The sequence below is a fragment of the Rheinheimera texasensis genome (assembly GCF_964031785.1).
Taxonomy (GTDB): Bacteria; Pseudomonadota; Gammaproteobacteria; order Enterobacterales; family Alteromonadaceae; genus Pararheinheimera; species Pararheinheimera texasensis_A.
Genome location: NZ_CAXIRE010000014.1, coordinates 26,638 through 52,111 on the forward strand (window position 1 = coordinate 26,638; position 25,474 = coordinate 52,111).

At 51.3% G+C, this 25,474-nt stretch carries 27 protein-coding genes and 1 riboswitch; of the genes, 14 read left to right on the forward strand and 13 right to left on the reverse strand.

What is annotated here, in order from left to right; genetic code table 11:
• Together ABNT34_RS03870 and ABNT34_RS03875 are read right to left on the reverse strand one after the other, a co-directional pair.
• Complete coding sequence (locus ABNT34_RS03870) at positions 1 to 1,659, reverse strand: hypothetical protein (protein WP_348728977.1); 1,659 nt, start codon at positions 1,657 to 1,659, stop codon at positions 1 to 3.
• Between the two features lie 128 nt (positions 1,660 to 1,787).
• Positions 1,788 to 2,123: a hypothetical protein gene (locus tag ABNT34_RS03875; protein ID WP_348728978.1), complete on the reverse strand. Its 336-nt coding sequence runs from the start codon at positions 2,121 to 2,123 to the stop codon at positions 1,788 to 1,790.
• 137 nt (positions 2,124 to 2,260) lie between these two features.
• Positions 2,261 to 2,357: riboswitch (TPP riboswitch) on the forward strand.
• 40 nt (positions 2,358 to 2,397) lie between these two features.
• On the opposite strand from ABNT34_RS03875, the gene ABNT34_RS03880 reads away from it, so the two are divergent.
• From ABNT34_RS03880 to ABNT34_RS03895, 4 genes are read left to right on the forward strand one after another with little or no spacing between them, the layout of a single operon-like run.
• Positions 2,398 to 4,539, forward strand: coding sequence for a TonB-dependent receptor (locus ABNT34_RS03880; protein ID WP_348728980.1), 2,142 nt, complete (start codon positions 2,398 to 2,400; stop codon positions 4,537 to 4,539).
• A gap of 21 nt (positions 4,540 to 4,560) precedes the next feature.
• On the forward strand, positions 4,561 to 4,809 hold the full coding sequence (locus tag ABNT34_RS03885; RefSeq protein WP_348728981.1) for a YkoF family thiamine/hydroxymethylpyrimidine-binding protein: 249 nt from the start codon (positions 4,561 to 4,563) through the stop codon (positions 4,807 to 4,809).
• On the forward strand, positions 4,806 to 5,447 hold the full coding sequence (pnuC, locus tag ABNT34_RS03890) for a nicotinamide riboside transporter PnuC (protein ID WP_348728983.1): 642 nt from the start codon (positions 4,806 to 4,808) through the stop codon (positions 5,445 to 5,447). The genes ABNT34_RS03885 and pnuC overlap by 4 nt, the downstream gene beginning before the upstream one ends.
• Positions 5,384 to 6,280: a phosphotransferase gene (locus tag ABNT34_RS03895; RefSeq protein WP_348728985.1), complete on the forward strand. Its 897-nt coding sequence runs from the start codon at positions 5,384 to 5,386 to the stop codon at positions 6,278 to 6,280. Before pnuC ends, ABNT34_RS03895 begins: the two co-directional genes overlap by 64 nt.
• Here the strand turns inward: ABNT34_RS03895 and ABNT34_RS03900 are convergent.
• Complete coding sequence (locus ABNT34_RS03900) at positions 6,254 to 6,436, reverse strand: helix-turn-helix domain-containing protein (protein ID WP_348728987.1); 183 nt, start codon at positions 6,434 to 6,436, stop codon at positions 6,254 to 6,256. The two genes, ABNT34_RS03895 and ABNT34_RS03900, sit on opposite strands and share 27 nt — an antisense overlap.
• A gap of 243 nt (positions 6,437 to 6,679) precedes the next feature.
• Between ABNT34_RS03900 and ABNT34_RS03905 the strand changes: the two genes are divergently transcribed.
• The 8 genes from ABNT34_RS03905 to ABNT34_RS03940 all read left to right on the forward strand — a co-directional run bounded on the left by ABNT34_RS03905 (position 6,680) and on the right by ABNT34_RS03940 (position 16,648).
• A complete protein-coding gene (locus ABNT34_RS03905; RefSeq protein WP_348728989.1) occupies positions 6,680 to 8,815 on the forward strand; it encodes a S9 family peptidase in 2,136 nt (711 codons plus the stop codon).
• A gap of 342 nt (positions 8,816 to 9,157) precedes the next feature.
• On the forward strand, positions 9,158 to 10,726 hold the full coding sequence (nhaB, locus tag ABNT34_RS03910) for a sodium/proton antiporter NhaB (RefSeq protein ID WP_348728991.1): 1,569 nt from the start codon (positions 9,158 to 9,160) through the stop codon (positions 10,724 to 10,726).
• A gap of 173 nt (positions 10,727 to 10,899) precedes the next feature.
• On the forward strand, positions 10,900 to 13,701 hold the full coding sequence (locus tag ABNT34_RS03915; RefSeq protein ID WP_348728993.1) for a monovalent cation/H+ antiporter subunit A: 2,802 nt from the start codon (positions 10,900 to 10,902) through the stop codon (positions 13,699 to 13,701).
• On the forward strand, positions 13,701 to 14,042 hold the full coding sequence (locus tag ABNT34_RS03920) for a Na+/H+ antiporter subunit C (protein WP_348728995.1): 342 nt from the start codon (positions 13,701 to 13,703) through the stop codon (positions 14,040 to 14,042). The genes ABNT34_RS03915 and ABNT34_RS03920 overlap by 1 nt, the downstream gene beginning before the upstream one ends.
• The gene (locus tag ABNT34_RS03925; RefSeq protein ID WP_348728997.1) at positions 14,042 to 15,535 is read left to right on the forward strand and encodes a monovalent cation/H+ antiporter subunit D; all 1,494 of its coding nucleotides are present in this window, start codon (positions 14,042 to 14,044) and stop codon (positions 15,533 to 15,535) included. Before ABNT34_RS03920 ends, ABNT34_RS03925 begins: the two co-directional genes overlap by 1 nt.
• Complete coding sequence (locus tag ABNT34_RS03930; protein ID WP_348728999.1) at positions 15,535 to 16,047, forward strand: Na+/H+ antiporter subunit E; 513 nt, start codon at positions 15,535 to 15,537, stop codon at positions 16,045 to 16,047. Before ABNT34_RS03925 ends, ABNT34_RS03930 begins: the two co-directional genes overlap by 1 nt.
• Positions 16,035 to 16,304 carry a K+/H+ antiporter subunit F gene (locus tag ABNT34_RS03935; protein ID WP_348729001.1) on the forward strand — a complete coding sequence of 90 codons (270 nt, stop codon included), beginning with the start codon at positions 16,035 to 16,037 and terminating at the stop codon, positions 16,302 to 16,304. The genes ABNT34_RS03930 and ABNT34_RS03935 overlap by 13 nt, the downstream gene beginning before the upstream one ends.
• Before the next feature lie 8 nt (positions 16,305 to 16,312).
• A complete protein-coding gene (locus ABNT34_RS03940) occupies positions 16,313 to 16,648 on the forward strand; it encodes a Na+/H+ antiporter subunit G (protein ID WP_348729003.1) in 336 nt (111 codons plus the stop codon).
• A 31-nt stretch (positions 16,649 to 16,679) separates the two neighbouring features.
• Here the strand turns inward: ABNT34_RS03940 and ABNT34_RS03945 are convergent, their stop codons facing one another.
• The 10 genes from ABNT34_RS03945 to ABNT34_RS03990 are packed head-to-tail and all read right to left on the reverse strand — an operon-like array spanning position 16,680 to position 23,404.
• Entirely contained in the window at positions 16,680 to 16,955 is a 276-nt protein-coding gene (locus tag ABNT34_RS03945; protein ID WP_348729005.1) for an HPr family phosphocarrier protein, read from the reverse strand.
• Entirely contained in the window at positions 16,945 to 17,802 is an 858-nt protein-coding gene (gene rapZ / locus ABNT34_RS03950; RefSeq protein ID WP_031566769.1) for an RNase adapter RapZ, read from the reverse strand. The genes ABNT34_RS03945 and rapZ overlap by 11 nt, the downstream gene beginning before the upstream one ends.
• Positions 17,799 to 18,269: a PTS IIA-like nitrogen regulatory protein PtsN gene (gene ptsN / locus ABNT34_RS03955; RefSeq protein WP_031566771.1), complete on the reverse strand. Its 471-nt coding sequence runs from the start codon at positions 18,267 to 18,269 to the stop codon at positions 17,799 to 17,801. The genes rapZ and ptsN overlap by 4 nt, the downstream gene beginning before the upstream one ends.
• Before the next feature lie 11 nt (positions 18,270 to 18,280).
• A complete protein-coding gene (gene hpf, locus ABNT34_RS03960; RefSeq protein ID WP_031566773.1) occupies positions 18,281 to 18,568 on the reverse strand; it encodes a ribosome hibernation promoting factor in 288 nt (95 codons plus the stop codon).
• 29 nt (positions 18,569 to 18,597) lie between these two features.
• The gene (locus ABNT34_RS03965; protein WP_348729008.1) at positions 18,598 to 20,079 is read right to left on the reverse strand and encodes an RNA polymerase factor sigma-54; all 1,482 of its coding nucleotides are present in this window, start codon (positions 20,077 to 20,079) and stop codon (positions 18,598 to 18,600) included.
• 49 nt (positions 20,080 to 20,128) lie between these two features.
• A complete protein-coding gene (gene lptB / locus ABNT34_RS03970; protein WP_031566776.1) occupies positions 20,129 to 20,854 on the reverse strand; it encodes an LPS export ABC transporter ATP-binding protein in 726 nt (241 codons plus the stop codon).
• 1 nt (position 20,855) lies between these two features.
• On the reverse strand, positions 20,856 to 21,344 hold the full coding sequence (gene lptA / locus ABNT34_RS03975) for a lipopolysaccharide transport periplasmic protein LptA (RefSeq protein WP_348729010.1): 489 nt from the start codon (positions 21,342 to 21,344) through the stop codon (positions 20,856 to 20,858).
• Complete coding sequence (gene lptC, locus ABNT34_RS03980) at positions 21,331 to 21,888, reverse strand: LPS export ABC transporter periplasmic protein LptC (RefSeq protein ID WP_348729012.1); 558 nt, start codon at positions 21,886 to 21,888, stop codon at positions 21,331 to 21,333. The genes lptA and lptC overlap by 14 nt, the downstream gene beginning before the upstream one ends.
• Positions 21,885 to 22,442: a 3-deoxy-manno-octulosonate-8-phosphatase KdsC gene (gene kdsC / locus ABNT34_RS03985; RefSeq protein ID WP_348729014.1), complete on the reverse strand. Its 558-nt coding sequence runs from the start codon at positions 22,440 to 22,442 to the stop codon at positions 21,885 to 21,887. The genes lptC and kdsC overlap by 4 nt, the downstream gene beginning before the upstream one ends.
• Complete coding sequence (locus ABNT34_RS03990) at positions 22,442 to 23,404, reverse strand: KpsF/GutQ family sugar-phosphate isomerase (protein WP_348729016.1); 963 nt, start codon at positions 23,402 to 23,404, stop codon at positions 22,442 to 22,444. The genes kdsC and ABNT34_RS03990 overlap by 1 nt, the downstream gene beginning before the upstream one ends.
• Positions 23,405 to 23,877: 473 nt before the next feature.
• Here ABNT34_RS03990 and mlaF point away from each other — a divergent pair, with 473 nt between their 5' ends.
• Positions 23,878 to 24,693, forward strand: coding sequence for a phospholipid ABC transporter ATP-binding protein MlaF (gene mlaF / locus ABNT34_RS03995; RefSeq protein WP_348729018.1), 816 nt, complete (start codon positions 23,878 to 23,880; stop codon positions 24,691 to 24,693).
• A complete protein-coding gene (gene mlaE, locus ABNT34_RS04000; RefSeq protein WP_348729216.1) occupies positions 24,690 to 25,472 on the forward strand; it encodes a lipid asymmetry maintenance ABC transporter permease subunit MlaE in 783 nt (260 codons plus the stop codon). Before mlaF ends, mlaE begins: the two co-directional genes overlap by 4 nt.
• Positions 25,473 to 25,474 lie beyond the last annotated feature (2 nt).

Below are 25,474 nucleotides of genomic sequence, written 5' to 3' on the forward strand. Positions count from 1 at the left end.
CTAAAACGGCCGTTTGGCAATTAAGCGCCAACGCCAGCCGGATAATTCCGGGTTGTCACTGACCGGTTTGGCTAAATCGATGCTGATCACACTGCCACGGCTGGAGTGGCTGGGTAACAGCCGGATACCGATGCCGTAACCGGCCAGGTTTTGTTCATCATCAGGCCCGGCCGGGCGCTGTGGATTGTCCCAGGCACGGCCGGCGTCGACAAAACCAGCCAGCGCCACATCCAGCAGCTGCCAAACGTGCCAGTGCGTGATGTAGCGATATTCCAGTGACGCTATCGCGGCTTTATCGCCGGTTTGGTAGTAGAGCGGAAAAGCACGCATGCCTTCGTCACCGCCTATGGTCATGCGCTGGTCACGAAACAGGTTTTTGCCGACTGACCATTGCAGCTGCGCGATCAGCACTTGCTGGTCCGACAAATGTCGCACATAACGCAGCTCACTTTGAAAAAGTTGCTGTTCCTGCAATTGATTGCGGTGTAACTGCGAATAACTCAGCCGGCTGACCAGCCAGCTGATGTCATTGATCTCAAAGTTCTTTTGTACACTGGCCTGCCAATGCCAGCCACCCTGATCGGCACCGATACTTTCCAGCAAACGGCCAAGTCGCAGCGAAGCCTGCCAGCCGAAATTGACGTCTTCGACCCGGTTCCATAAAAAAAAGTTGGTCAGCTCACGGTAATCCGATTGCAGAAACTCCCAGCTAAGCCAAACCTGAGATAAATCACGGTTGTCCGGTGGCGCCTGGGTACTGTCGTTGTTGCGGTCAAATTTGCGTTCATCCAACGTCACACCAGTATTCAGGTGCTGTACGCTGTCTTTGTCGCGCCAAAAACTCCAGCCACTGCTCAGTTCGATCAGCTGCTGATTACTTTTGTATTCGTTATAGACATCGCCGCGGGCATATTCACTGATATCTTTGATTTCTTTGAAGATATCCAAGTTGTAGGCGCGTTCGGACGACAGCCGGTAAAAGGGTTTTGCCAGATTGAGCCGGTAACTTTCACCATCCGAAGTGTCGGCATATTGCATGGTGGTTTGCCAGTGGCTGCCACTGATATTCGGGCTTTGAAACTGCAGCTTGTAGCCGTCGCGCTCGCTGTCAGTGAAATATTCAATCTGCGCCTGATTGCCGGTGCCCCACAGATTGTCTTCCGCCAGACCCAGATTAGCTTTGGTCGCTCCACCGGTATGACCCAGTGAAATACGCGGTAGTAACGACCAGTTGTCCCAGCTGCGTACTGTCACTTCCACGGTTTGACTGGCTGGGCAATATGCCGAAACAACGATATCGGCATGGCGCAAATACCGGCGGGAACGCAGCAACCGCTCAGTTTCGGCCAAAACGCTGAGATTCAGTGGTTCACCTTCGCTGAATAACAAATCCTCGCGTAGGGCGGTTTCGGTGGTGATGACGTGGTAATCGTTGGCAAAGCGGTGAAACCAGACGCTGTGTTTGCTGCTGAGGTCAAAAATGTCATTACGTTCAAAACGGATCTGGCCGATGTTCCAGTGCTGGACGTTTTTGGGTAATGCTTCTGTGGTTTTGAGCGGCACACAGGCTTCTGCTGCCTGCAGCTGGCTTGTGCTCAGAGACAGTAGTAATCCTAAGTAGCTACAGAATAAGGCTTTTGCCGATCGGATCCGTCGCACCACAGCTTCCTTTTGTTCCGGAACGATGCGGCTCAGTTAAAGTGGTTTGGCCAAGAAATGCAAGAGGGAAGTGTAATTGTCACGCTTGAGAACACAGCTCTGCCGGCTGGCAGAGCTGTGGTGGCGGCTTACATTTTGCCGTCTTTTTTCTTCAGTGATTTTAATAAAGCGACCTGGCTTGGTGATAATTTAATCACGCTGCCCGGATATGCGCGGCCGGCGGGATAATCCCACTCGCGTGGACGGGATTCTTCGACAATTTTCTTGAAGTTGGCGCAGACAGTATTGGTTGGTTTGGCGCCCAGTTTTTTGGCATAGGCTTTCAGATATTCATCTGAGGCGCCTTCATTGGATAATAAACAATACCCTTCGGTTGAGTACATAACCTCTTCTGCTTCTTCCGCAAAAGCGATGTTGCTGGTCAGAGCCCCGGCTGCCAGCAGGATGATAAGACTTTTTTTCATAGTTTTCCTCTTGTTATAACTGCACGTCAAAAATGACGTTCTGTTTAACCCTAGCTGCTCAGATTTATTTTGCCAGCTTGTACCCAGATGAATTTTTCTGATTTCTTGCGGCTGTATAGAAAAGCCGCTAAACTGCCGGCCAAACCAAGGGGTGCAATCGCTGAGATGCCGCAAGGCAAACCCTTAGAACCTGATCCGGGTCATACCGGCGGAGGGATGGTGTGAACACTTCCAGCTGCGCGCGCGTGATCCCGGTCTTTACCGGAGTAAGTTGATGTTACGTGCATTCTCGCCTTTTTCTGTCGGTTCTTTTTCTTCTGTAAATCTGCAGCGTTCGCCGTTTTTACCGGCGTTATCGGTCGTTGCCTTGTTTGTGTCTGGTGCTTTACATGCTGAAGAACAGGCTGTTTCTGTGCAGGATGTTGAACGGATTGAAGTGCGTGGTGATTTCCGTCAAACCAATCTGCAAAAATTACCAGGCAGCGTCGTGGTATTGGGCGATAGCGATATCAAGCGCCAGTCGGCGCAACATCTTGATGATTTACTTGCCAATATTGCCAACTTAAATGCCTCCGCCGGTGCATCGCGCAGCCGGTTTTTGCAGATGCGTGGTGTCGGCGAACGTAGTGAGTTTGTCGACAACATCAATCCTTCAGTAGGTCTGTTGGTTGATGGCATCGATTATTCTGCGCTCGGGTTGTTATCACTGGCCGACACGGCGCAGCTCGAAGTATTCCGCGGCCCTGAAGCAACCCGCTTTGGGGCTAATGCGCTGGCCGGGATGCTGAACCTGCAAACAGCGGATCCGGTGTTCGCCAGCGAAGGCCGGCTGCAACTGACTACGGCGAATTACGACAGCTGGCAAGCCAACGTGATGTTAAATCAGGCACTGAACGAGCAATTGGCTGTGCGTCTGGTCGCCGACCGGCAAAAATCAGACGGCTTTATCCGCAATGATTTCCTTAAGCGTGAAGATACCAACGGCATCGATGAAACCACCTTCCGGCTGAAAACCCGTTACCAGCCGACTCAGGATCTGACGCTGGACTGGTTATGGAACCACCATGATATTGACAACGGCTACGATGCATTTTCACTGGACCGCAACCGCACCACGCTGTCAGACCAGCCAGGCCAGGACAAACAAGATGTCGATGCCAGCGCACTGAGACTGCAGTATCAGGGTTTTGCCAGCGTGGATAGCCTGACACAGCTTAGTGTGCTTAAGGCGGACACTGATTATGGTTACGACGAAGACTGGGGTTATGTTGGTCTGCATCCGGACGAATATTCCTCAACTGACCAATATCTGCGTGAGCGTGATTTCCTCAGTCTGGAACAACGTTTCATCAGTAAAAATCAACCAGGCCACAACTGGGTGGCAGGTTTGTATGCCAGCCAGCAAACAATTGATTTAACCCGTTTATACACCTGGCTTGATCAGAATTTTATCAGTGATTTTGAACGGCAGAACCTGGCCCTGTATGCCGAAAATCAACAGCAACTGGCGCCGGATTTAACCCTGACTTATGGCGGCCGTGTTGAGCAATACCAGGATGAATACAACGACAATAATGGCATCGCTACCGACGGCGATGACCAGATGTGGGGCGGTAAACTGAGCCTCGCTTATCAGGTCAGCCCACTGAGTCAGATTTATGGCTTAGTCTCAAAAGGTTATAAAGTGGGTGGCGTCAATGGTGAAGCCCTGGCAGAAACACTGAATCCAAAACTGACCGGGTTAAAAGATTTTTTACTGAGCAAAGCGACTTTTGCACCAGAACAGCTGATTAATGCGGAGTTTGGTGTCAAAGGCCAAAATGCTGATCACAGCCTGGTGAGCAGGGTTTCAGCATTTTATATGTGGCGTGATGACATGCAGCTCAAAGCCTGGATTAACCAGGGCACCAAGTTTGTCGGCTACATCGATAATGCCTTCAGCGGGCGCAACTATGGTCTGGAAACCGAAAACCGCTGGCAGCTCATGCCCGCGCTGGTTCTGCATTTCAGTGGTGCAGTGCTTAAATCTGAGATCCGTGGTTTTGTCACCAAAGGTGGCCTCGATATGAGTGGCCGCGCACAGGCCCAGGCGCCGGAGTATCAGTTCAGTGTGGGGGCGGATTGGTCGCCAATGGAAGCACTGCAAATCTCGGCACAGTATGCCCATAAAGATGGTTACTACTACTCTGACTCGGAGAATATCCGCGCCTCACACAGTAATTTGCTGAATCTGCGCGCCAGCTATCAATGGTCGCAGTGGGAACTGGCACTGTGGAGCCGCAACTTATTGGATGAAACTTATGGCGTGCGTGGATTCTATTTTGGTAACGATCCACGCGACGGTTACACCGACCACCTGTACGAGCAGTTTGGCGAACCACGCCGGATTGGCCTGACTGCCACTTATCAGTTCTGAAGCTTTTAAAAGGATATCGCAATGCAACTTTCAGTCGAAATCAGCAAATATCCGCTGACCAGCGATTACATCGAACCTATTAAAGGGTTTATCGACGAGCTGAACAAAGAAGCCGGTCTCTATGTGCTGACCAATACTATGAGCACGCAGGTGTTTGGTGAATACGATACGGTGATGGCGGCGCTGCAGCGTTGTATCCGCTGGTCATTTGAACGTTATGGCAAAGTAGTTTTTGTCGTGAAGTTCCTGCACGGTGATTTGCGGCCATGACGGAACTCTGGCAACAGCTGCTGGATCAGTGGCAATTGCAGACGGCGCTGGAGCTGATTGCGACAGTGCTGGCGCTGTCGTATACAGTATTGGCTATTCGTCATAGCCTGTGGTGCTGGCCGGCGGCATTGGCCAGTACTGTGCTGACGCTGCAAATTATGCTCAGTGCCAATCTGTATACCGATGCGCTGCTGCAGCTGTATTACGCCGGTATGGCGCTGTATGGCTGGTGGAACTGGCAGCAGTTACGTAGCCAGAGTGGCAAGGCGCAGCAAGTCGTCGAGTGGCGCTGGCAGCAACATCTGTGGCTGATTAGCCTGACGGCGCTGGCGGGGTTGAGTCTGGGTTTTCTGATGCAGCAATACACTTCTACCGATTTTGCCTGGCTGGGCGCGCAAATCAGTTGTTTTGCCGTGGTAACAACTTACCTGGTAGCGAAAAAAGTGGTGTCGAACTGGCTGTATTGGATAGTGATTGATGCGGCGTCGATTTATATGTATCTGCAAAAAGATCTGTATTTTTTCAGTGCGCTTTTTGTTATTTATACGCTGACCGCAGCTTCGGGATATTTCGCATGGCGCAGCAACTACCGGCAACAGCAACTGAACAACGCATCTGGCATCTGTGTCAGCGGCTAGAGTTTTTTGCTAATCACCTGCCGCTGGCGCTGCAAAAGCTGGCGGCCAGCAGCACCAATGACAATTATTATGTGCATACGCAGCGTGGTCATTATTTGGTGCGGCATTACAAACCCGGTGTGGCCGGAGTCTGCCGGCAGCAGGAATTGCGCTGTCAGCATGCGGCGGCGGCTGTAGGCGTAGCGCCGGCACCGCTCTGTCTGAACAACCATCAACGCATTTTAATCAGCGATTTTCTGACCCACAGCCGGCATTTCGACTGGGAACTGCATCATAACCACATGTTGCAGCTGGTCGAAAAACTGGTGCGGCTGCACAAGTTAAAAGTGCAGACGGCGGTGCTGGACCCTTTTGTGTATCTGCAACAACTGCGCGACAAAGTCGAGCACCAACCCTGGTCGGAACAGGATGAACAGGACTGGCAGCGTTTACGCCAAGCGGCCAGTTTATTTGCTCAGCTGCCAGGTGATTTGGTGTTATGCCATATGGATTTGCATAGCGGCAATATTCTGTTGCAGCACCAACAACTGTGGCTGATTGATTACGAATATTGTCAGCAGGCGGACAGTGCTTTTGATCTGGCGGCTTTGTGTCTGAATTTACAGCTTAATGCGTCGGAACAGCAGCAGTTACTGAGTCTTTACCTGCAATTTCGGCCAGATGCGCGTCAGGCGCTGACGCAGCGGCTGCAGTTTGCGACTTTGTTATATAGCGGGTTTTGTTGGTTGTGGTACAAATCTTTGGGAGGCGGGGCTGAGAAAGCAAAACTGGCGCAAATCATGTTACGCCAGTTGCAGATACCGTCTTCAGATACCGCCAAGCCGCTCAGCTAAGACTTTATAGCGTTTGACGTCTTCCTCCTCAAACATCGGTTTTCCTGCGTCGTCCTTGCCTGCCGGAACTAATAAATTTTCCCGTGCCAGTCGTTCGACCCGGATATCCTGAATTGATAAAAAAGCCGCAACTTCGGCTACAGTCATTAAAGTCATGATGATTTCCTGCGTGATGTATCTCATTAATATAAGCGTAGAAATTCTGCTTTGTGAATACTGAATGCCGGTACAGTGGTCAACTTAAGCGATTAAGTCCAGAAATAATCCTTAGTTACACTTTTGTCGTCTGCAATAGCCGGGTTTTAGCCGTATTCCTCTGGGCAGGGTTGTGGCGGATATGTTAAATAAGCAAGGGTGTAAATGCATGCGCATGAAGCAAAAAAATAACAGGAAGCAAAGATGGCGAACAAAGCAAACTTACCTTGGGCTACATTACTCGGGGCCAGCGCCGTGCTGATCAGCGGGCTGAGTCAGGCCAGCCAGCCGGTACAGGCACCAGTGGCGGCAGAAGTGCCCTATACCGTGAAATCGCCGAATGGCGACCGGGTCGACCCTTATTACTGGATGCGCGATGACAAACGGCAGGATCCCAAAGTGCTGGCGCATCTGCAGGCAGAAAATGCTTATTACCAGCAATATGCCGGAAAATATCAGGATCTGACCAAGACCCTGACCGACGAAATCATCGGCCGGGTCAAGCAAGACGACAGTTCAGTGCCGGCGAAAAAAGGCGACTACAGCTTCTATACCCGCTTTGAAACCGGTCAGCAATATCCGATTTACTTACGCAAAGTGCTGAAAACCGGCGAAGAGCAAGTGCTGCTTGATGTGAACAAAATGGCAGCTGGCAAAGATTTTTATCAGATTGGCAATTACGCTGTGAGCCCAGACCAAAAACTGCTGGCTTATGCTGAAGATACCAATGGCCGTCGTCAGTACACAGTGCGCGTTCGCGATTTGACCACCGGTAAAGACCTGCCAGACAGTATCAGCGGTGTTGAAGCGTCGCTGGCCTGGTCGTCTGATAGCAAGCATCTGTTTTATATCGAAAAAGACAAACAGACCTTGTTAGGTAACAAAATCCGCCGCCATCAGCTCGGTGACGCAGTCGCTAAAGACGTGCTGATGTACGAAGAAAAAGACAACAGTTTCTATACCGGTATTGGTAACAGCAGCGACGACCAGTTTGTGGTGTTGTGGCTTGGCAGTACTGTGTCTTCTGAAATTCGCGTGTTACCGGCCAATCAGCCAACCGGCGAATTTAAAGCGCTGGCGCCACGCCAACGCGATTTTAAATATGAAGCTGACCACTTAGGCAAACGCTGGATCATCAGTACCGACTGGAATGCACCAAATAACCGCATCATGGCGGTGGCGAACGATCAAATCGGCGATCGCTCACGCTGGACTGAATTACTGCCGCACGACAAAAAAGTGTTTATTGAATCATTTCAGCTGTTTAACGATTATCTGGCCATCAATGAGCGCAGTGAAGGCATCAACCGCATCCGTGTGCTGCCGTGGCAGAATCCGGCCAAAGCCAGTTATATCAGCTCAGATGAACCGGTTTATGTTGCATCAACGGACGTGAATCTGGAGCAAAATACTGAGTGGCTGCGTTATAGCTATACCTCGCTGACCACGCCGAATTCAATTTATGAAGTGAATTTAAAAACCGGCGAGAAAAAACTGCTGAAACAACAGGAAGTGCTGGGTGGGTTTGACCGCGCCAACTACGTGACCGAGCGGGTTTGGGCAGAAGCACGGGATGGTACTAAAGTGCCGGTGAGCCTGTTATACCGCAAAGGCTTCAAAAAAGATGGCTCAGCACCGCTGTATCAATACGCTTATGGTTCTTATGGCTCTTCAACGGCACCGAGCTTCCGCTCCAGCGCGTTGTCATTAGTTGACCGCGGTTTTGTCTATGCTATCGCCCATATCCGCGGCGGTCAGGAGATGGGCCGTCATTGGTATGAAGATGGCAAGTTACTGAAGAAAATCAACACCTTCACCGATTTTATCGATGTGACAGATTATCTGGTCAAACATCAGTATGCGGCGAAAGATAAAGTCTTTGGCATGGGCGGCAGTGCCGGCGGTTTATTGATGGGTGCTGTCGCCAACATGGCGCCGGAAAAATATCGTGGTTTAGTTGCACATGTGCCTTTTGTGGATGTGGTGACTACTATGCTGGATGAATCTATCCCGCTGACGACCAACGAGTTTGACGAGTGGGGCAATCCGAAACAAAAAGCTTATTACGACTATATGCTGTCCTATTCACCTTATGATCAGGTGAAAAAACAGGCGTACCCGGCACTGCTGGTCACCACCGGTCTGCACGATTCACAGGTTCAATATTTCGAACCGGCGAAGTGGGTTGCCAAACTCAGAACCCATAAAACCGATGCACAGCCATTATTATTCCGCACCAATATGGAAGCGGGCCATGGCGGTAAGTCTGGCCGGTTCTCACGCTTAAAAGAAGTGGCTGAGGAATACGCCTTTGTGCTGTCGCTTGTTGAAAACAAATAATCGCTTACCGATAAGGTAAATTATTCCGTGTTAAACCCGGCCCCGTCGCCGGGTTTTTTATTGCGCCTCTGAGTTTTTCACTGCATTGCTTTTACCAACCCAGCCAACGGTCGCGTCGGTTTATTGGTCGCAATTTTCAGCCAGTATTCATAATTGTCATATCGCTGCCATAGACATTTTTCCCTGAACTCAGGTATAAGAAACTGACCTCGTTGATGTTTTTCGGGACTTTTGCCTGCTTGCTCTCCCGTTTGCACAGGCGAAACAGTGCAATTACGCTACATTCAAAGCGGGTTGTAAGCTGTTAACGAATAAATCAGATAATAACAAGTGAGATCCTTTATGAAACCATCAGGCATGGCGCTTGCGCTTTACAGCAATTTTCTCGGGCAGTCGCCCAACTGGTACAAACTCACCATTATCGCTTTTATGTTTCTGAATCCATTAGTCTTTATTCAGAATCCTTATGTCGCCGGCTGGTTGTTAGTGCTGGAATTTATCTTTACGCTGGCGATGGCGCTGAAATGTTACCCGTTGCAGCCCGGTGGTTTATTGGCTATTCAGGCGATTGCGATGGGCATGACCAGCACTGAAAAGGTCATGCACGAAGTGTCGGTGAATATCGAAGTCATTTTGCTGCTGGTGTTTATGGTGGCGGGGATTAACTTCGTCAAAGACTTGCTGTTGTTTGTGTTTACTAAATTATTGTTGCGGGTGAAATCCAAGACCGGTATTTCACTGGCATTTTGTATTCTGGCCGCCTTTTTATCGGCATTCCTTGATGCGTTAACTGTGGTCGCTGTGGTGATTAGTGTTGCTGTTGGTTTCTACGCGATTTATCACAAAATCTCTTCCGGTAAGACTTTTCTCGACAATCATGACCATAACGCCGACACCGAAGTACGTGAATTGTCACGCGACGATCTGGAGAATTTCCGTGGCTTTCTGCGTAATTTGCTGATGCATGCCGGTGTGGGGACTGCGCTGGGTGGTGTTGCCACTATGGTGGGTGAACCACAGAACCTGATTATTGCTGAAGCAGTCGAGTGGGGTTTTGCTGAATTCGCGTTGCGGATGTGTGCGGTTAGTGTGCCGGTTTTGATCTGTGGTCTGCTGACCACCGCATTGGTCGAAAAGCTCAAATGGTTTGATTTTGGTTACAAAATGCCCGACGCAGTGCGGGCAGTACTGGTCGATTACGATGCGCACCAAAGTGCCAAACTGACTGCCTCTGATATTTCAAAGCTGTGGGTGCAAGGAGTTATCGCGGTTTTACTGGTGATTTGTCTGAGCCTGCACATTGCTTCTGTGGGTCTGATTGGTCTGATGGTGATTATCCTGGCGACTACCTTTTGTGGTGTGACGGATGAACATGCGATTGGTAGTGCCTTTAAAGAAGCATTGCCTTTTACCGCGTTGTTGGTGGTGTTTTTCGCGGTGGTTGCCGTGATTATTGACCAGCATCTGTTTACCCCGATCATCAGCTGGGTGCTGACTTTTGACGGTCAAATGCAGCTGGCGGTGTTGTTTATGGCCAACGGCGTCTTGTCGATGGTCAGTGATAACGTCTTTGTCGGCACTGTGTATATCAACGAAGTAAAAGCGGCCTGGGAAGCTGGCCGTATCAGCCGTGAACAGTTTGAAATGTTAGCCATTGCCATCAACGCCGGTACCAACCTGCCAAGCGTTGCGACGCCAAATGGTCAGGCCGCTTTCCTGTTTCTGTTGACCAGTGCGCTGGCACCGTTAATTCGTTTGTCTTATATGCGGATGGTTTGGATGGCACTGCCGTACACCATAGTGTTGGCTGTAGTGGGTTTAGCCTGCACTGTGTTTGTGTTGCCAGAAGTGACACATTATTTCTACAGCGTGGGTTGGATCCATCATTATGTGCCTGGAGCGGCGCATTAATTTATCGCTGAAAACGGGGTATTCACCGGCCTGAATGCCCCGTTGAGCGTGACGGGTCTTGAAAAGTGCCTGTCCCACCCAGACTGGCATCATGGTCTGGTTTAATTTGTGATGTGATACTGTGCGGGCTTAGAGCTGGTTTCAGCATTCACATCTGCTGAAGAGGTTCTGGCATGGCGTTATTATTACCCTGGATTTTGTCCATCCCTCTGCTCAGTATTGTTATTCTGCTTTCTTTTCGCACATTAACCCGCAATCAACAAACTCTGACCGCTTTGTTGGCACCTGTGATTGGCCTGCTGCTGTTAGCACCAATGATCCCGGATTTGCTGCAAGGTGCAGTGTTTCAACAGCAATGGCAGTGGTTGCCGGTGTTGGGATTACAGTGGACGTTTCGGCTGGATGCCTTAGCGCTATTGTTTAGTCTGCTGATTTTCGGCATTGGCTTGCTGGTGATTTTTTATGCCCGTTATTACCTGAGTAGCCATGACCCGATGGCGCGGTTTTATGCCAGTCTGCTGCTGTTTATGCTGGCGATGCTGGGGATTGTGCTGTCCGGCAACGTGTTGCAGCTCTGGATGTTTTGGGAGCTGACCAGCATCAGTTCATTTTTACTGATTAGTTATTGGTCACACCGCTCTGATGCGCGCAAAGGCGCCCGTCTGGCGCTGACAGTGACGGCGGCTGGTGGCCTGGCGTTATTGGTCGGTCTGATTTTACTTGGTCAGGTCGCCGGCAGTTATCAGCTTGATGTGATCTTAAGTAAAGGTCCGCAGATTATTGCGGATGCGCAGTATCCGCTGATTCTGGTGTTGATTTTACTGGGTGCTTTTACCAAGTCGGCGCAGTTTCCGTTTCATTTCTGGTTGCCAAACGCCATGGCGGCACCGACCCCGGTCAGTGCTTATCTGCATTCGGCGACTATGGTCAAAGCCGGCATTTTTTTATTGATCCGGCTGTATCCGGCGATTGCGGGCACTGATTTGTGGTTTAGCCTGGTCAGCCTCGCGGGTTTACTCACCTTATTAACCGGCGCTTATTTTGCGTTGTTTCAGCATGATATCAAAGGGTTGTTGGCCTATTCGACGATTTCACATCTGGGTTTAATTACGCTGTTACTGGGCCTGGATACTGATTTAGCCACTGTTGCTGCGATTTTCCACATCATCAACCATGCGGTGTTTAAAGCCTCGTTGTTTATGGCGGCTGGGATTATCGACCATGAAACCGGTTCGAGGGACATGCGAAAAATCAACGGCTTATGGCATTTTATGCCGGTGACCGCCAGTCTGGCGATGGTGGCAGCCGCTTCGATGGCCGGGGTACCGCTGCTGAATGGCTTTTTATCCAAGGAAATGTTTTTCAGTCAAACCCTGCACCAGAGTGTGTTGGGGGCGCTGAGCTGGTTGTTGCCGCTGCTGGCAACGCTTGCGGCGGTGTTTTCGGTGGCGTATTCAGCCCGTTTTATTCACGATGTGTTTTTTAATGGTCAGCCGATTGGCCTTGATAAAGTCCCCCATGAACCGCCGCGTTATATGCGGGTGCCGATGGAAGTCCTGGTGGCCTTGTGTATTGGTGTCGGTGTGTTCCCGCAGTGGCTGGTGGGTGACATCCTGCTGGCCGCCTCTACGGCAGCCTTACAGCAAACGCCGCCGGCGTACAGCCTTGCACTATGGCATGGCCTGAATCTGCCACTGCTGATGAGTACTGTGGCTTTTGTCGCCGGTATTGTGCTGTATATCAACCGCAAAGAGTTGTTCCTGTTTCAGGCTGGTTTTCAGTCGACACTGGCGATTTATCGTTTTGAAGCGCTGATCCAACGCTTAGTTTCGCGCTGCCGGCAGCTCAGTCAGTGGGCTGAGCCTGGCCGACTGCAATGGTATATCGCTGTGATGTTGTGGGCGACCGTCGTGTTGGCCGGTTATCCGCTGTTGCAGCTGCATTCTCTGCAAGGTGAACGCGCTTTGTTAGCCACTGACTGGTTCATCGCGGTGTTAGTAGTGCTGATGATCATGGCCGCATTCGCCACTGTAGCCTGGCAACGTCAGCGTTTATTGGCGCTGGTGATGATTTCCGTCGTCGGACTGATGTTAAGTTTATTGTTTATCCGTTTTTCCGCACCAGACCTGGCCCTGACCCAGCTGGCGGTTGAAGTCGCGACTGCCGTGTTGCTGATGCTGGCGTTGTATTTTTTGCCGCATCGCAGCCCGAAACAAAGCGCACACTCGACATTATTACGCGACCTGGTGCTGGCCGGCAGCTGCGCTATTGTGGTGGGCAGCTTGGCATACCTGATGCTGACACATCAGGCGGATTCGGTGTCGGCGTATTTCCTGGCCAATGCCAAATCCGGCGGCGGCGGAACAAATGTGGTCAATGTGATCCTGGTGGATTTCCGCGGCTTTGATACCTTTGGCGAAATAACCGTATTGGGTATTGCTGCGCTGGGTATTTATAAACTGCTGACCGGCATTCCGCGTTTTAAACCCAGTGCCGACGCGGACGGCCGTAGTTGGGCGCTGGACGCACATCCACTGTTGTTGCGGGTAGTCTCGCAAGGTTTATTGCCGTTGGCGCTGCTGGTGTCGGTTTACCTGTTTTTCCGTGGCCACAATTTACCGGGTGGGGGGTTTGTCGCGGGTCTGGTCACTGCGGTGGCGTTGATCCTGCAGTACATCGCCCATGGCGTGGATTGGGTCAAACCGCGGTTAAACCTGCAGTTCTCGGCCCTGATCGCCAGCGGCATTTTGATTGCCTGGCTGACCGGCGCTTTCAGCTGGTTGTTCGGCAAACCCTTTTTAACTTCCTGGTTTGATTATTTTGATATTCCGCTGCTCGGGCAAATCGAGCTGGCCAGTGCTATTGCCTTTGATTTGGGTGTGTACCTGACCGTTGTAGGCTCAACGCTGCTGATCCTGGCCAATCTTGGCAAACTGACCACCCGGCATAAACCAGAACACAGAGGACAAATCTGATGGAGCTGCTCATCGCTATTGCTATTGGACTGTTGACCGGATGTGGTGTCTTACTGATCCTGCGCAGTCGTACTTTTGCCGTGATGCTGGGGCTGACCATGTTGTCTTATGCCGTCAATCTGTTCATTTTTGTCAGTGGTGGCCTGACTGCCGGAGCGGGCGCTGTGCTCGGAGCATCTGAGCAATATGCCGACCCGCTGCCGCAGGCCTTAGTGCTGACAGCTATTGTAATTGGTTTTGCCATGACCGCTTTTCTGGTGGTGCTGGCGATCCGCGCCCGGGCTGAGCTGGGTCACGATGAAGTCGATCTACAAAAACCAAATACGCGGGGAGGTGCCTGATGCAACATCTGGCAATCCTGCCTGTTCTGCTGCCGGCATTGTTTGCGGTGTTATTGTTACTGCAACCGCAGCAGGCGGCTGTCAAAACCCGGCGTATTGGCAGTGTGCTGGCGATGCTGTTGAATCTGTTGGCCGCGACGGCGTTACTGTGGCAACAAACCAATGTGCCGGCCAGTCATTATTTACTCGGAAACTGGCCGGCACCCTTTGGCATTTTATTAGTTGCAGATCAATTATCGACGCTGTTTGTCTGGTTGACGACCCTGCTGACCCTGACGGTTGCGGTCTATAGCTGCGCCGGCGACGATGAAAAAGGCGCGTATTTTCACCCGTTACTGCACTTTTTGCTGATGGGGCTGAACGGTGCTTTCCTGACCGGCGACCTGTTTAATCTTTTTGTATTTTTTGAAGTGCTGTTGATTGCCTCTTACGGTTTGCTGGTACACGGCGGCGGCAAAAAACGCATCCAATCGGCGTTACATTATGTGGTGCTGAACCTGGTGGGCTCGGCGTTGTTTTTACTGGCGCTGGCCTTGTTGTATGCGATGCTTGGGTCTTTGCATATGGCAGATATGGCGCAGCGCATCGCGGCGTTAACGCCGTCTGAAACGCTGGGCGTCAAAGCTGCAGCAGGTTTATTGCTCATTGTATTTGGCTTAAAAGCGGCGTTGCTGCCGTTACATTTCTGGTTACCGGCGGCTTATAGTCAGGCGAATGCCCCTGTTGCGGCAGTGTTTGCTGTCATGACCAAAGTCGGCGTTTATAGCCTGCTGCGGGTCTTTGGCCTGCTGTTTGGCGCCAGCGCCGGCGCTTTATCTGGTTATGGCGATGCGGTGCTGTGGTGGGGCGGTTTACTGACGATGTTACTGGCTGCTGCCATGGTGCTCTCTGCAGTTGATTTAAAGAAACTATCGGCCGCTTTGGTGTTGCTGTCGGCGGGTACTTTGCTAGCCGCACTTGGCACTGGTCAGCCTCAGGTTAAAGCCGCAGCGCTGTATTATGCGGTGCATTCCAGCTGGATTGGCGCCATTTGGTATCTGCTGTCGGATCGGATTGCCCGTCAGCGGGGCAGTGTTGGCGACCGGCTGGTACCCGGGCCACGTTTGCCGCAAGCGGCCTTATTGGGTTGGCTCTTTGTGTTCAGTGCTTTGGTGGTGATTGGTATGCCGCCGTTTTCTGGTTTTGTCGCGAAGTTATGGCTGATCCAGGGGCTTACGACCAGCAAGCATGGCATGTTACTGATTGGCATGTTACTGCTCAGTAGCCTGGCAGTACTGGTGGCATGCAGCCGTGCCGGCAGTGTGTTGTTCTGGCGCGCACAGCCGCCAGTTGCGACAGCGGTGCAAACTATTGCCCCTTCAGAGCGGACACCGCTGATTGCCACCGTGCTGCTGCTGTTAGCCGGCTTGCAACTGGTCGTTTTTGGTCAGTGGTGGACGCAGTTCTGTGCTGATGCCATAGCGCAGTTGACGGCTGTGAGTGGAGGTTATTGATGCGAAAGAGTTTATTTGCCACACCGCTGCGCAGTGCCTTGTTATTCGTGGTTTGGTGCGCTTTGCATAACAGCCTCTCGCCTGTGGTGTTGCTGAGTGGCTTGATCCTGGCGTTGTTGATCCCGTGGCTGAGCCGCGGTTTTCGTGAAGCACAGCCCAACATCAGACGTTACGGTTTGTTTGGTCGTTATCTGTTAATGGTGTTGTGGGACATTGTGATTGCCAATTTGCAGGTGGTGAAAGTCGTGTTGGGGCGCAATAGTGCGCTGAAACCTGGTTTTGTCTTGCTACCGCTGGATGTGCGTGAGCCTTTGCCGCTGACCATTCTGGCAGCCACGATTTGCCTCACTCCTGGCACAGTCAGCGCAGAACTTTTGCCGCGCCAGGCTGGCGATACCCCCCGGTATTTATTGCTGCATGTGCTGGATTTGCAGGATGAAGAGGCGCTGATCCGCGAGCTGAAACAACGTTATGAAGCGCCGTTGCAGGAGATATTCGCATGTTCAGTCTGATTTTGCTCGGCGTGATGACAGTGATTATTCTGGCGCTCTGTCTGAACATGCTGTCGCTGTTACGTGGTCCGGCTGTGGCTGACCGCTTACTGGCGCTCGATACTATGTATATCAATAGCATCGCTTTGTTATTGGTGTACGGCATCTATGCCAGCAGTCAGCTGTACTTTGAAGCAGCGTTGCTGATTGCAATGCTGGGTTTTGTCAGCACTGTGGCCGTGTGTAAGTTCCTGTTGCGCGGCGATATTATCGAATAGGAGGCGTGATGACCGCATTAGAGTGGCTGATCAGTGGATTATTATGTGCGGGGGCTTTGTTTGTGCTGCTGGGCTCTGTGGCGCTGCTGAAATTGCCAGATTTTTACACCCGCCTACATGGTCCGACCAAGGCAACCACTTTAGGACTGGGGAGTCTGGTGTTGGCGTCTCTGGCTTTTTTTAATCTGCAGCTGCAGACTTTGAGTTTACAACAGCTGTTGATTGCGTTGTTTTTGTTTATTTCAGCGCCTGTGACTGCCCACATGCTGATTAAAGTGGCGATGCATCACAAGCTGAAACATCATCAAAATACTCAGGGTGTGGACAAACTGCCGGCAGACTAGTCTGCCGGTGCTTGCACTAATTGCGGGAATGTCAGTTTTCGTCGAAGCCGGCGCGGATCAACATGGTGACTGCAGTTAAAGCGGCTTCAGCCTGGGCTCCTGTCGCGACCACATCAACATTCTTGCCTTTGCTGCTGGCGAGCATCAACAGCGCCAGCACACTGCTGGCATCTGCACTACGGCCTTCCTGCTGCAATTCAATTTTGGCATCAAACTGCATACAGAGCTGTGCCAGCTTGGTCGCGGCGCGGGCATGTAATCCCAGTTGATTGACGATAGTGACAGTTTCTTTAAAGCTATTTGCCATGGTGACGGACTAACTCCCGGTGACGGATTTGTACGTCTTCGCGTAAGGCACGGAAACTCTCCGCCAAAGACTCGACAATATAAACAGAGCGGTGCTGGCCGCCGGTACAGCCAATGGCAATAGTCAGATAACTGCGGTTATTGCGTTCCAGATGTGGCAACCAGGTGCTGATAAAGCTGTTGATTTGCCAGGTATATTTGGCCACAACCGGCTGCGCTTCCAGGTAGTCTTTTACCGGCTGGTCCAGGCCGGTCAGAATTTTCAGCTCAGGTTCCCAATGCGGATTGGGTAAGAATCGCGCATCAAACACAAAGTCGGCGTCTTTGGGAATGCCATATTTAAAACCAAAGGATTCAAACAACATCACCAGCCGGCCGGTTTTTTGGCCCAGGATCCGCTCGCGCAGCTGTTCGGTTAACTGATGCACGTTCAGTTCAGTGGTGTCGATGTATAAATCCGCGCGGCTGGATATTGGATCCAGCAGTTGTTGCTCCCGCTGAATCGCCTCATCCAGCGACATCGCCTGGTGCGACAACGGATGCAGCCGGCGGGTTTCACTGAAGCGTTTAATCAGACTGGTATGGTCGGCATCGAGATATAAAATTGTCAGCTCGACCTTGCGCGGCAGGTAAGACAGGATCTCGGTCAGTTCTTCCGGTTCCTGCGGCAGGTTCCGTACATCGATGCTGACCGCAACCCGCTCATACTGGCCCATCACCGCATTGGCGAGGGTCGGCAGTAAGTTGACCGGGATATTGTCGACACAGTAGTAGCCCAGATCTTCCATCACCCGTAATGCTACGGATTTACCAGAACCCGATCTGCCGCTGACTACCAGGAGTTTCATTTGGCGGTTCCTGTGTCGGCGCAGCTTAACAATAGCTGGTACAGCGCCTGGTCAGAACCGGCATGACGAATTTTGCGGGTGATCTCTTTTTGACTTAGCAAGCGGGCGATACCGGCGAGTGTGGTCAGGTGGGTTTGGCATTGATTTTCCGGGATCAGGATGGCGCAGAAGATATCCACCGCCTGATTATCAATGGCATCAAACTGGATGGCATCCTGACTGACAACAAAAACCAGCACCGGTGACGTCACGCCTTTGAGCTTGCCGTGTGGAATGGCGATACCACCACCAATCCCGGTCGACCCCAGCTTTTCCCGTGCCATCAGAGCCTCGAACACAGTCGATTCGGCGAGCTCCGGCATATGCTGGTGCGCCAGTTCCGCAATGTATTCAAGGATGCGTTTTTTACTATTAAAAAGGACCGCACTTTTTGTGCAGTCCTCCGATAACATTGAGCTTAGGTTCATAAATCCAGAGTTCAGTGACGAGAAATTTTCTCTTTGTGTTTGATGACCTGACGATCCAGTTTGTCGATCAGGAGGTCAATCGCGGCGTACATATTATCATCTTCACACTGCGCAAACACCTCTCCGCCGTTTAAATGCAGTTTAGCCTCGGCGATTTGTTTTAACTTCTCGACATTGAGCACGACATGCACATTGTTGATATGGTCAAAATGTCTCTCAAGTTTGGCAAATTTGCTGTCTACATATTCTCTCAGTGCTGCAGTAATTTCTACATGACGACCAGTTAGATTAATTTGCATAGACATTTCCTTCTTAGATGAGCACTTACTTAAAGCAAGCTCTTGCGCTGATTAGACGGCGGAATATAAAGCGATTCCCGGTACTTGGCGATGGTTCGCCGCGCCACGTTAATCCCTTGCTCCGACAGGATCTCGGCCATTCTGCTGTCACTCAGCGGTTTGGCCGGATTTTCCGCTGCCACCAATTTCTTAATAAAGGCCCGGATAGCTGTAGACGAACATTCGCCACCGCTCTCTGTACTGACATGACTGGAAAAGAAGAACTTAAGTTCAAAAATTCCGCGCGGAGTATGCATATATTTCTGGGTGGTGACCCGGGAAATGGTTGATTCGTGCATGCCGACCATCTCTGCCACATCATTGAGCACCATAGGCTTCATGGCTTCTTCGCCGTGTTCAAAAAACGCCTGCTGTTGCTGCACTATACAGTTGGCCACTTTTAATAACGTTTCGTTGCGACTTTCCAAACTTTTCAGAAACCACTTCGCTTCCTGCAAATGGGAACGAATAAACTGACTGTCTGATGAGTTACGCACTTGCCGCGACATCGCCGCGTATTGTTCATTGATTCTGATTTTAGGAAAGGCATCCGGGTTCAGTTCAACCATCCAGCGGCCTTTCACTTTTTTTACTGACACATCGGGAATGGTGTATTGCTGCTCTTCCCGGATCACGTCCGCTCCCGGGCGCGGGTTCAGACTGTGGATGAGCCGCATCACTTCGCGCAGATCATCTTCTTTCAGTTTAGACACACGCATCAGAGAACGGAAATCGCGATTGGCTAAATATTCGCTGTGATGCTTAATAATCTCACAAGTTTCTTTCAGGAAAGGCGTGTTTGGATCAAACTGACGTAATTGAATTAATAAACATTCCTGAATTGTACGGGCGCCGACACCAACAGGGTCAAATAACTGAATGCGTTTAAGTACGGCTTCGACTTCGTCGGCTTCGATATCGTCCAGCCCCAGTGATTCGAGCACTTCTTCACAGCTAATCGTCAGCAAGCCGTTTTCATCGATGGCTTCGATAATAATTTCGGCGATGGCACGGTCGGTTTCACTAAAGGGCGTTAACTGCATCTGCCAGCGCAGATAGTCCTGCAATGTTTCAGTGGTTTCGCCCTGAAATACCATGTCTTCATCGGGTGAGCCTGTGCCGGCAACTGGTGCGGCGCTGACCATGTCATCCCAGTTGCTGTCGAGCGGTAAATCTTCTTTGATATTCTGTTCGGTCATCGACTCGCTGCTGTCCGGGATCTCCGGTTCAGCGTATTCGTCGGCGGTATTGTGTTCAGCACCAGTATCGGCGGATTGCGGTTCATTGCTACTTGCGTTGGATTCGGAAAAACTGAATTCATCTTCAGCTTCAAGCAGCGGGTTGGCGTCCAGCGCTTCCTGGATTTCCTGTTGCAATTCAATGGTCGACAGCTGAAGCAGCTTGATAGCTTGCTGCAGCTGAGGCGTCATTGTTAGTTGCTGTCCAAGCCGAAGTTGTAAAGATGGCTTCATGTACTTCTTGTCACTCCTGACGACCAGTTGGGAACTGGTTTTTTGCTAACTATAGCCTGAATTGATCCCCGAGGTATACATCCCTGACTTGCTGATTGGCCAATACTTCAGCGGGTGAACCGGATGCAATCAACTCCCCATGACTGACGATATAGGCGATCTCGCAAACATCAAGGGTCTCGCGGACATTATGATCGGTGATCAGCACACCGATGCCGCGATTGCACAAATGCTGAATGATTTTTTTGATATCCAGCACTGAAATCGGGTCAACGCCGGCAAAGGGTTCGTCCAGCAGGATAAAAGCCGGATTGGCGGCTAGAGCCCGGGCTATTTCAACGCGGCGGCGCTCACCACCGGACAGGCTCATGCCAAGACTGTTGCGGATATGGGTGATATTAAACTCGTCCAGCAATTCGTCAGCGGTTTGTTCGCGCTGGTCTTCGGTCAGATCTTTGCGCGTCTGCAAAATCGCCATCAGGTTATCAAACACTGTCAATTTACGGAAAATAGAGCTTTCCTGCGGTAAATAACCTATACCCTGCCGCGCTCTGGCGTGGATAGGGTCAAAGGTAATGTCCTGACCACCGAGGGTGATTTGACCTTTATCGGAGGGGACCAGGCCAACAATCATATAAAAAGTGGTCGTTTTGCCTGCACCGTTTGGGCCTAACAGGCCAACGATCTGACCGGCACCCACTTCCAGACTGACGTCTTTAACTACCTGCCGGCCTTTATAACTTTTAGCCAGATGAGCGGCGACGAGCTTTTTCACGCTATTTTCCTTCCGAGGTAAAGATAGTCGTGACCCGCTCTTTGCCTTCTTCACTTTCGGCGCTGAGTTGTTGTTTCAGCAGGTCATATTCAATTTTGGCGCTGCGGACCAGACTGCCGCTTTGGGTGATTTCCGCCTTGCCGGTTAGGGTTAACACCCGGGTCGCCATGGCATAACGGATTTCTTCCGCGCTGGCCTGAATCGGTTTATCGCCATCCAGTACCTGGGAATACACTGCTGGCTTACCCACTGCGATAAATACTTCTTTGCCTTCGCCGCCTGAGCGGTCAACAGTCAATTTGTCCGCTTTAATCAGCAAAGTGCCTTGTTTAACAATGACATTGCCGGAGTACACCAGCATCTGCTGTTTCAGACTGGCCTCGTTACGATCGGCGTTGACTTCAATAGGTTCACTGAAATCAGTGGTTTTGGCGAACACAGCCGTGCTGAGACAAAGAACCAGTAGCGCGCTCAGCTTATTGATTTTCATGTTGATATACCGTCCCCTGATGCTTAAACAAACGCAGTTTCTGCGTGATTAAATCGGCCTGCAAGCCCTGGCCATGGATTTGAAAACTCTGGCCTAACACCAGTACCGGATGATCGGTTTGCAATAACTGGGTATCAAGCAGCATTTCCAGCTGTTCAGTCTGGATTTGCCGGAACATTTCGTCCTGATGCAGATTGTCGACCTGGACATTTTGCTCCAGTATCACTTTGTTGTCCTGATAAAACACGCCCTGCGCACTGCTGATTTGCCAGCGTGGCAGCCGTTCTTCATACAGAGTATAAGCGGGCTGCTCAAACTGGATCTGGCCTAGCTGTTCAAAGTGGGCCATTTGCGCGGCCTTGACCTGGCCGGATAAATTGCCGTCTTTGTCAAAGCTGCGCCGGGTCAGCTGATAGGCGACAAAATCGGGGACCAGTTCGCGCTCCACTGCGGCATGTTTTGGTGTGTCTGCCGCCTCAATCCAGCTGTATAGCACCACACCGCCGGTGAGCACCAGAAATAACCAGAACAGTTGCCGGATCATGTGCTGCTTCCTGAAAATGTACCGAACTGATGCTGACTGAGTAGTAAAAAGTCACAAAGTTCACGCACGGCACCAAAACCGCCGGGCAGGCTGGTGGTGAGTAGGGCGTGACGTCTGAGTAACGGATGCGCATCCGCCACGGCCACTGCCAAACCAACGTGCTGCATCACGGCCCAGTCCGATAAATCATCACCAATATAAGCAATCTCGGCATCTTCAAGTGCAAGCTGTTGTTTCAGCTGCAGATAGGCCGGCATTTTGTCTTCCTGACCCTGAAAAATATGCTGCACTGTTAACGCCTGCATACGTTTTTCGACAATGGCTGAGCGCCGTCCGGTGATAATAGCGACTTCGATACCGGCCTGACGTAACGCTTTGACGCCATAACCGTCACGGGTGTGAAAGGCTTTGAGCTCTTCGCCATCATTACCCAGATAAATCCGGCCATCGGAAAATACCCCATCGACATCACAAATCAGCAGTTTGATCTGCGCCGCTTTGGCCTCGACGTCTTTGCCGACTGGCTGATACATTTCGCGATAAGTCATAGCCATCAAATCACTCCAGCCCGCAGTAAGTCGTGCATATTTAAGGCGCCAACCGGGATTTGCTCAGCAGTGACGACCATCAGTGCATTGATTTTCTTCTGTTCCATAATCTTCAGCGCTTCTGCTGCCAGCATTTCTGCCCGGATTGTGACACAGTTTCGTGTCATTACACTGGAAATCAACGTCTGATGAATGTCGATGCGCTGGTCCAGAATACGGCGCAAATCGCCATCGGTAAAAATCCCGGCGAGCCGGCCTTGTGCGTCAAGAATGCCGGTCATGCCCAGACCTTTGCGGGAAATTTCCAGTAACGCTGCGGAAATGGTCGCGTTTTCGTCCACCAGCGGGATTTGTTCATGGTCATGCATAATATCGCTGATCCGCAGCAACAGCCGCCGTCCCAGGCTGCCACCCGGATGCGACAGCGCAAAATCGTCGGCGGAAAAACCACGGGCTTCTAATAAGGCTACCGCGACGGCATCACCGAGCGCTAAAGCAGCCGTGGTGCTGGCCGTCGGCGCAAGGCCAAGCGGGCAGGCTTCCTGTTCCACCCGGGCGCACAGATGAATGTCAGCGAGCTTGGCTAAAGTGGAGTCGGGATTGCCGGTGACGGCGATGATGGCGATGCCCAGCCGTTTCAGCACCGGTAACAGCTTCAGGATCTCTTCGGTTTCGCCTGAATTGGACAGCGCAAACACAATATCCTGCTGTGTGATCATGCCAAGGTCACCATGGCTGGCTTCGCCGGGATGGACAAAAAACGCCGGGGTACCGGTGGATGCCAGTGTCGCCGCGATTTTGTTACCGATATGGCCGGATTTGCCCATACCGGTCACAATGACCCGGCCTGTTGTGTCGAAAATCAACTGGCATGCATGATTAAAGTTTTGATTAATATAACTTTTGAGACCAATTATCGCTTGAGATTCAATGTCCAGTACGCGGGTCGCTGTCTCGCAAAAATTCATACTTACCTCAATCTTCAGGCCCGGTTTGGCCTTGTGGCGGCGGTTCTATTAAGCTGATATTCAGTTAAGGCCGGCAAAATGCGAACTATACGCAATTCGCCTGGTACCGGGCTGAAAGCAGGCGCCGAACCTGCGGGCATTTTCCAGTTTCTGCCGGATAATTGCAAAAAAACCTGTAAAAACCCGCTGCAGAGCTATACGTCAGAACCCTTACCGCGTCTGGCCCTTTGTTGCAGGGCAGGGTTCAAATTCAATCCGGTGCACAAGACTGTAAACAGTTCGAAATTCTGCAACTGATACTTACAATTTTTCAACGCGACGCTTGCGGCGAAACCAGTTAAAATACGGCGATTAATTAGGCATTTGCCTTGCATAGTGCATGGAGTCCCCGTATATTGCGCCGTTTTTTCCCGCCTGCCGTCGCAGGAAGCGGAAAGAGCTCTCCGGCCAGGAATGTGCACTGCGAGAAATAAATGGAGTTTGGTTTGGATAAACCATTGGTTGATATTCAGAATTTAACTTTCCGCCGCGGCGACCGTGTCATCTATGACGACATGAGTATGCAGTTTCAGCGCGGCAAAGTGACTGCCATTATGGGGCCCAGCGGTATCGGTAAAACCACTTTGCTGCGGCTGATTGGCGGTCAGTTAAAACCGGACAGCGGCAAGATCCTGTTTGAAGGCGCTGATATTCCAAAGCTCAGCCGGCAGGAACTTTATCAGGCCCGCAAAAAAATGAGCATGTTGTTTCAAAGCGGCGCGCTGTTTACTGAGATGTCGGTGTTTGACAACGTCGCTTTCCCCATCCGGGAACATACCCGTCTTCCGGAGGCTATTATCCGCACTATGGTGCTGATGAAGCTGGAAGCTGTCGGTTTGCGCGGTGCGCGTGATCTGATGCCGGCTGAACTCTCTGGTGGTATGGCACGCCGGGCCGCTTTGGCCCGCGCAATCGCACTGGACCCGCAACTGATTATGTATGACGAGCCATTCGCTGGCCAGGACCCTATTTCTATGGGCGTGATAGTGCGGTTAATCCGTTCGCTGAATGATGCGCTGGGTCTGACCTCTATTGTGGTTTCCCATGATGTCGCTGAAGTGATGAGCATCGCTGATTATGTTTATGTAGTGGCAGAACGCCGCGTCATTGGCCATGGCACGCCGGAGCAACTGCGCCAGCACGAATCACCGCTGGTGCAGCAATTCCTGCAAGGTCAGGCGGACGGTCCAGTGCCGTTCCACTTTAAAGCCGCCGATTATGCTACTGAATTAATGGAGTTAAGTCGCTGATGCTGAAGCAAATCCAGCAGTTAGGTGCCAACACACTCGGGACATTGCAGGGGCTTGGCCGTGCAACCCTGATGTTATTTGGTGCCTTATGGGGTCGGCCAAGACCGCTGAAAAACTGGCATCTGTATATGAAGCAGATTTATGTCGTCGGTGTCTTGTCGCTGTTGATTATTCTGGTCTCCGGCCTGTTTATCGGTATGGTGCTGGCGCTGCAGGGGTACACGGTACTGGCGAAATTTGGCGCTGAACAAATGTTAGGGCCGCTTGTCGCTTTAAGTCTATTGCGTGAACTCGGGCCTGTGGTGACGGCGCTGTTGTTTGCCGGTCGGGCAGGCAGTGCGCTGACCGCTGAAATCGGTCTGATGAAAGCGACAGAACAATTGTCCAGCATGGAAATGATGGCCGTAGACCCGTTGCGTCGTGTTATAGCGCCACGCTTTTGGGCCGGTGTGATCAGCATGCCACTGTTGGCGCTGATTTTTAATGCAGTCGGTATCCTCGGTGGGCATCTGGTAGGTGTTGATTGGCTCGGTGTCGACGGTGGCGGCTACTGGTCTGCGATGCAGGCTAATGTTGACTTCCAGCAGGACGTAGTCAACGGCGTGATTAAAAGTATCGTGTTTGCTTTTATCGTGACTGTGATTGCGCTGCACAAAGGTTTTGATGCGGTCCCGACATCGGAAGGCATCAGTCAGGCGACGACTCAGACTGTGGTGACGGCATCCTTAGCCGTACTGGGTTTTGATTTTGTATTAACCGCTGTCATGTTTGGTGGATGAGA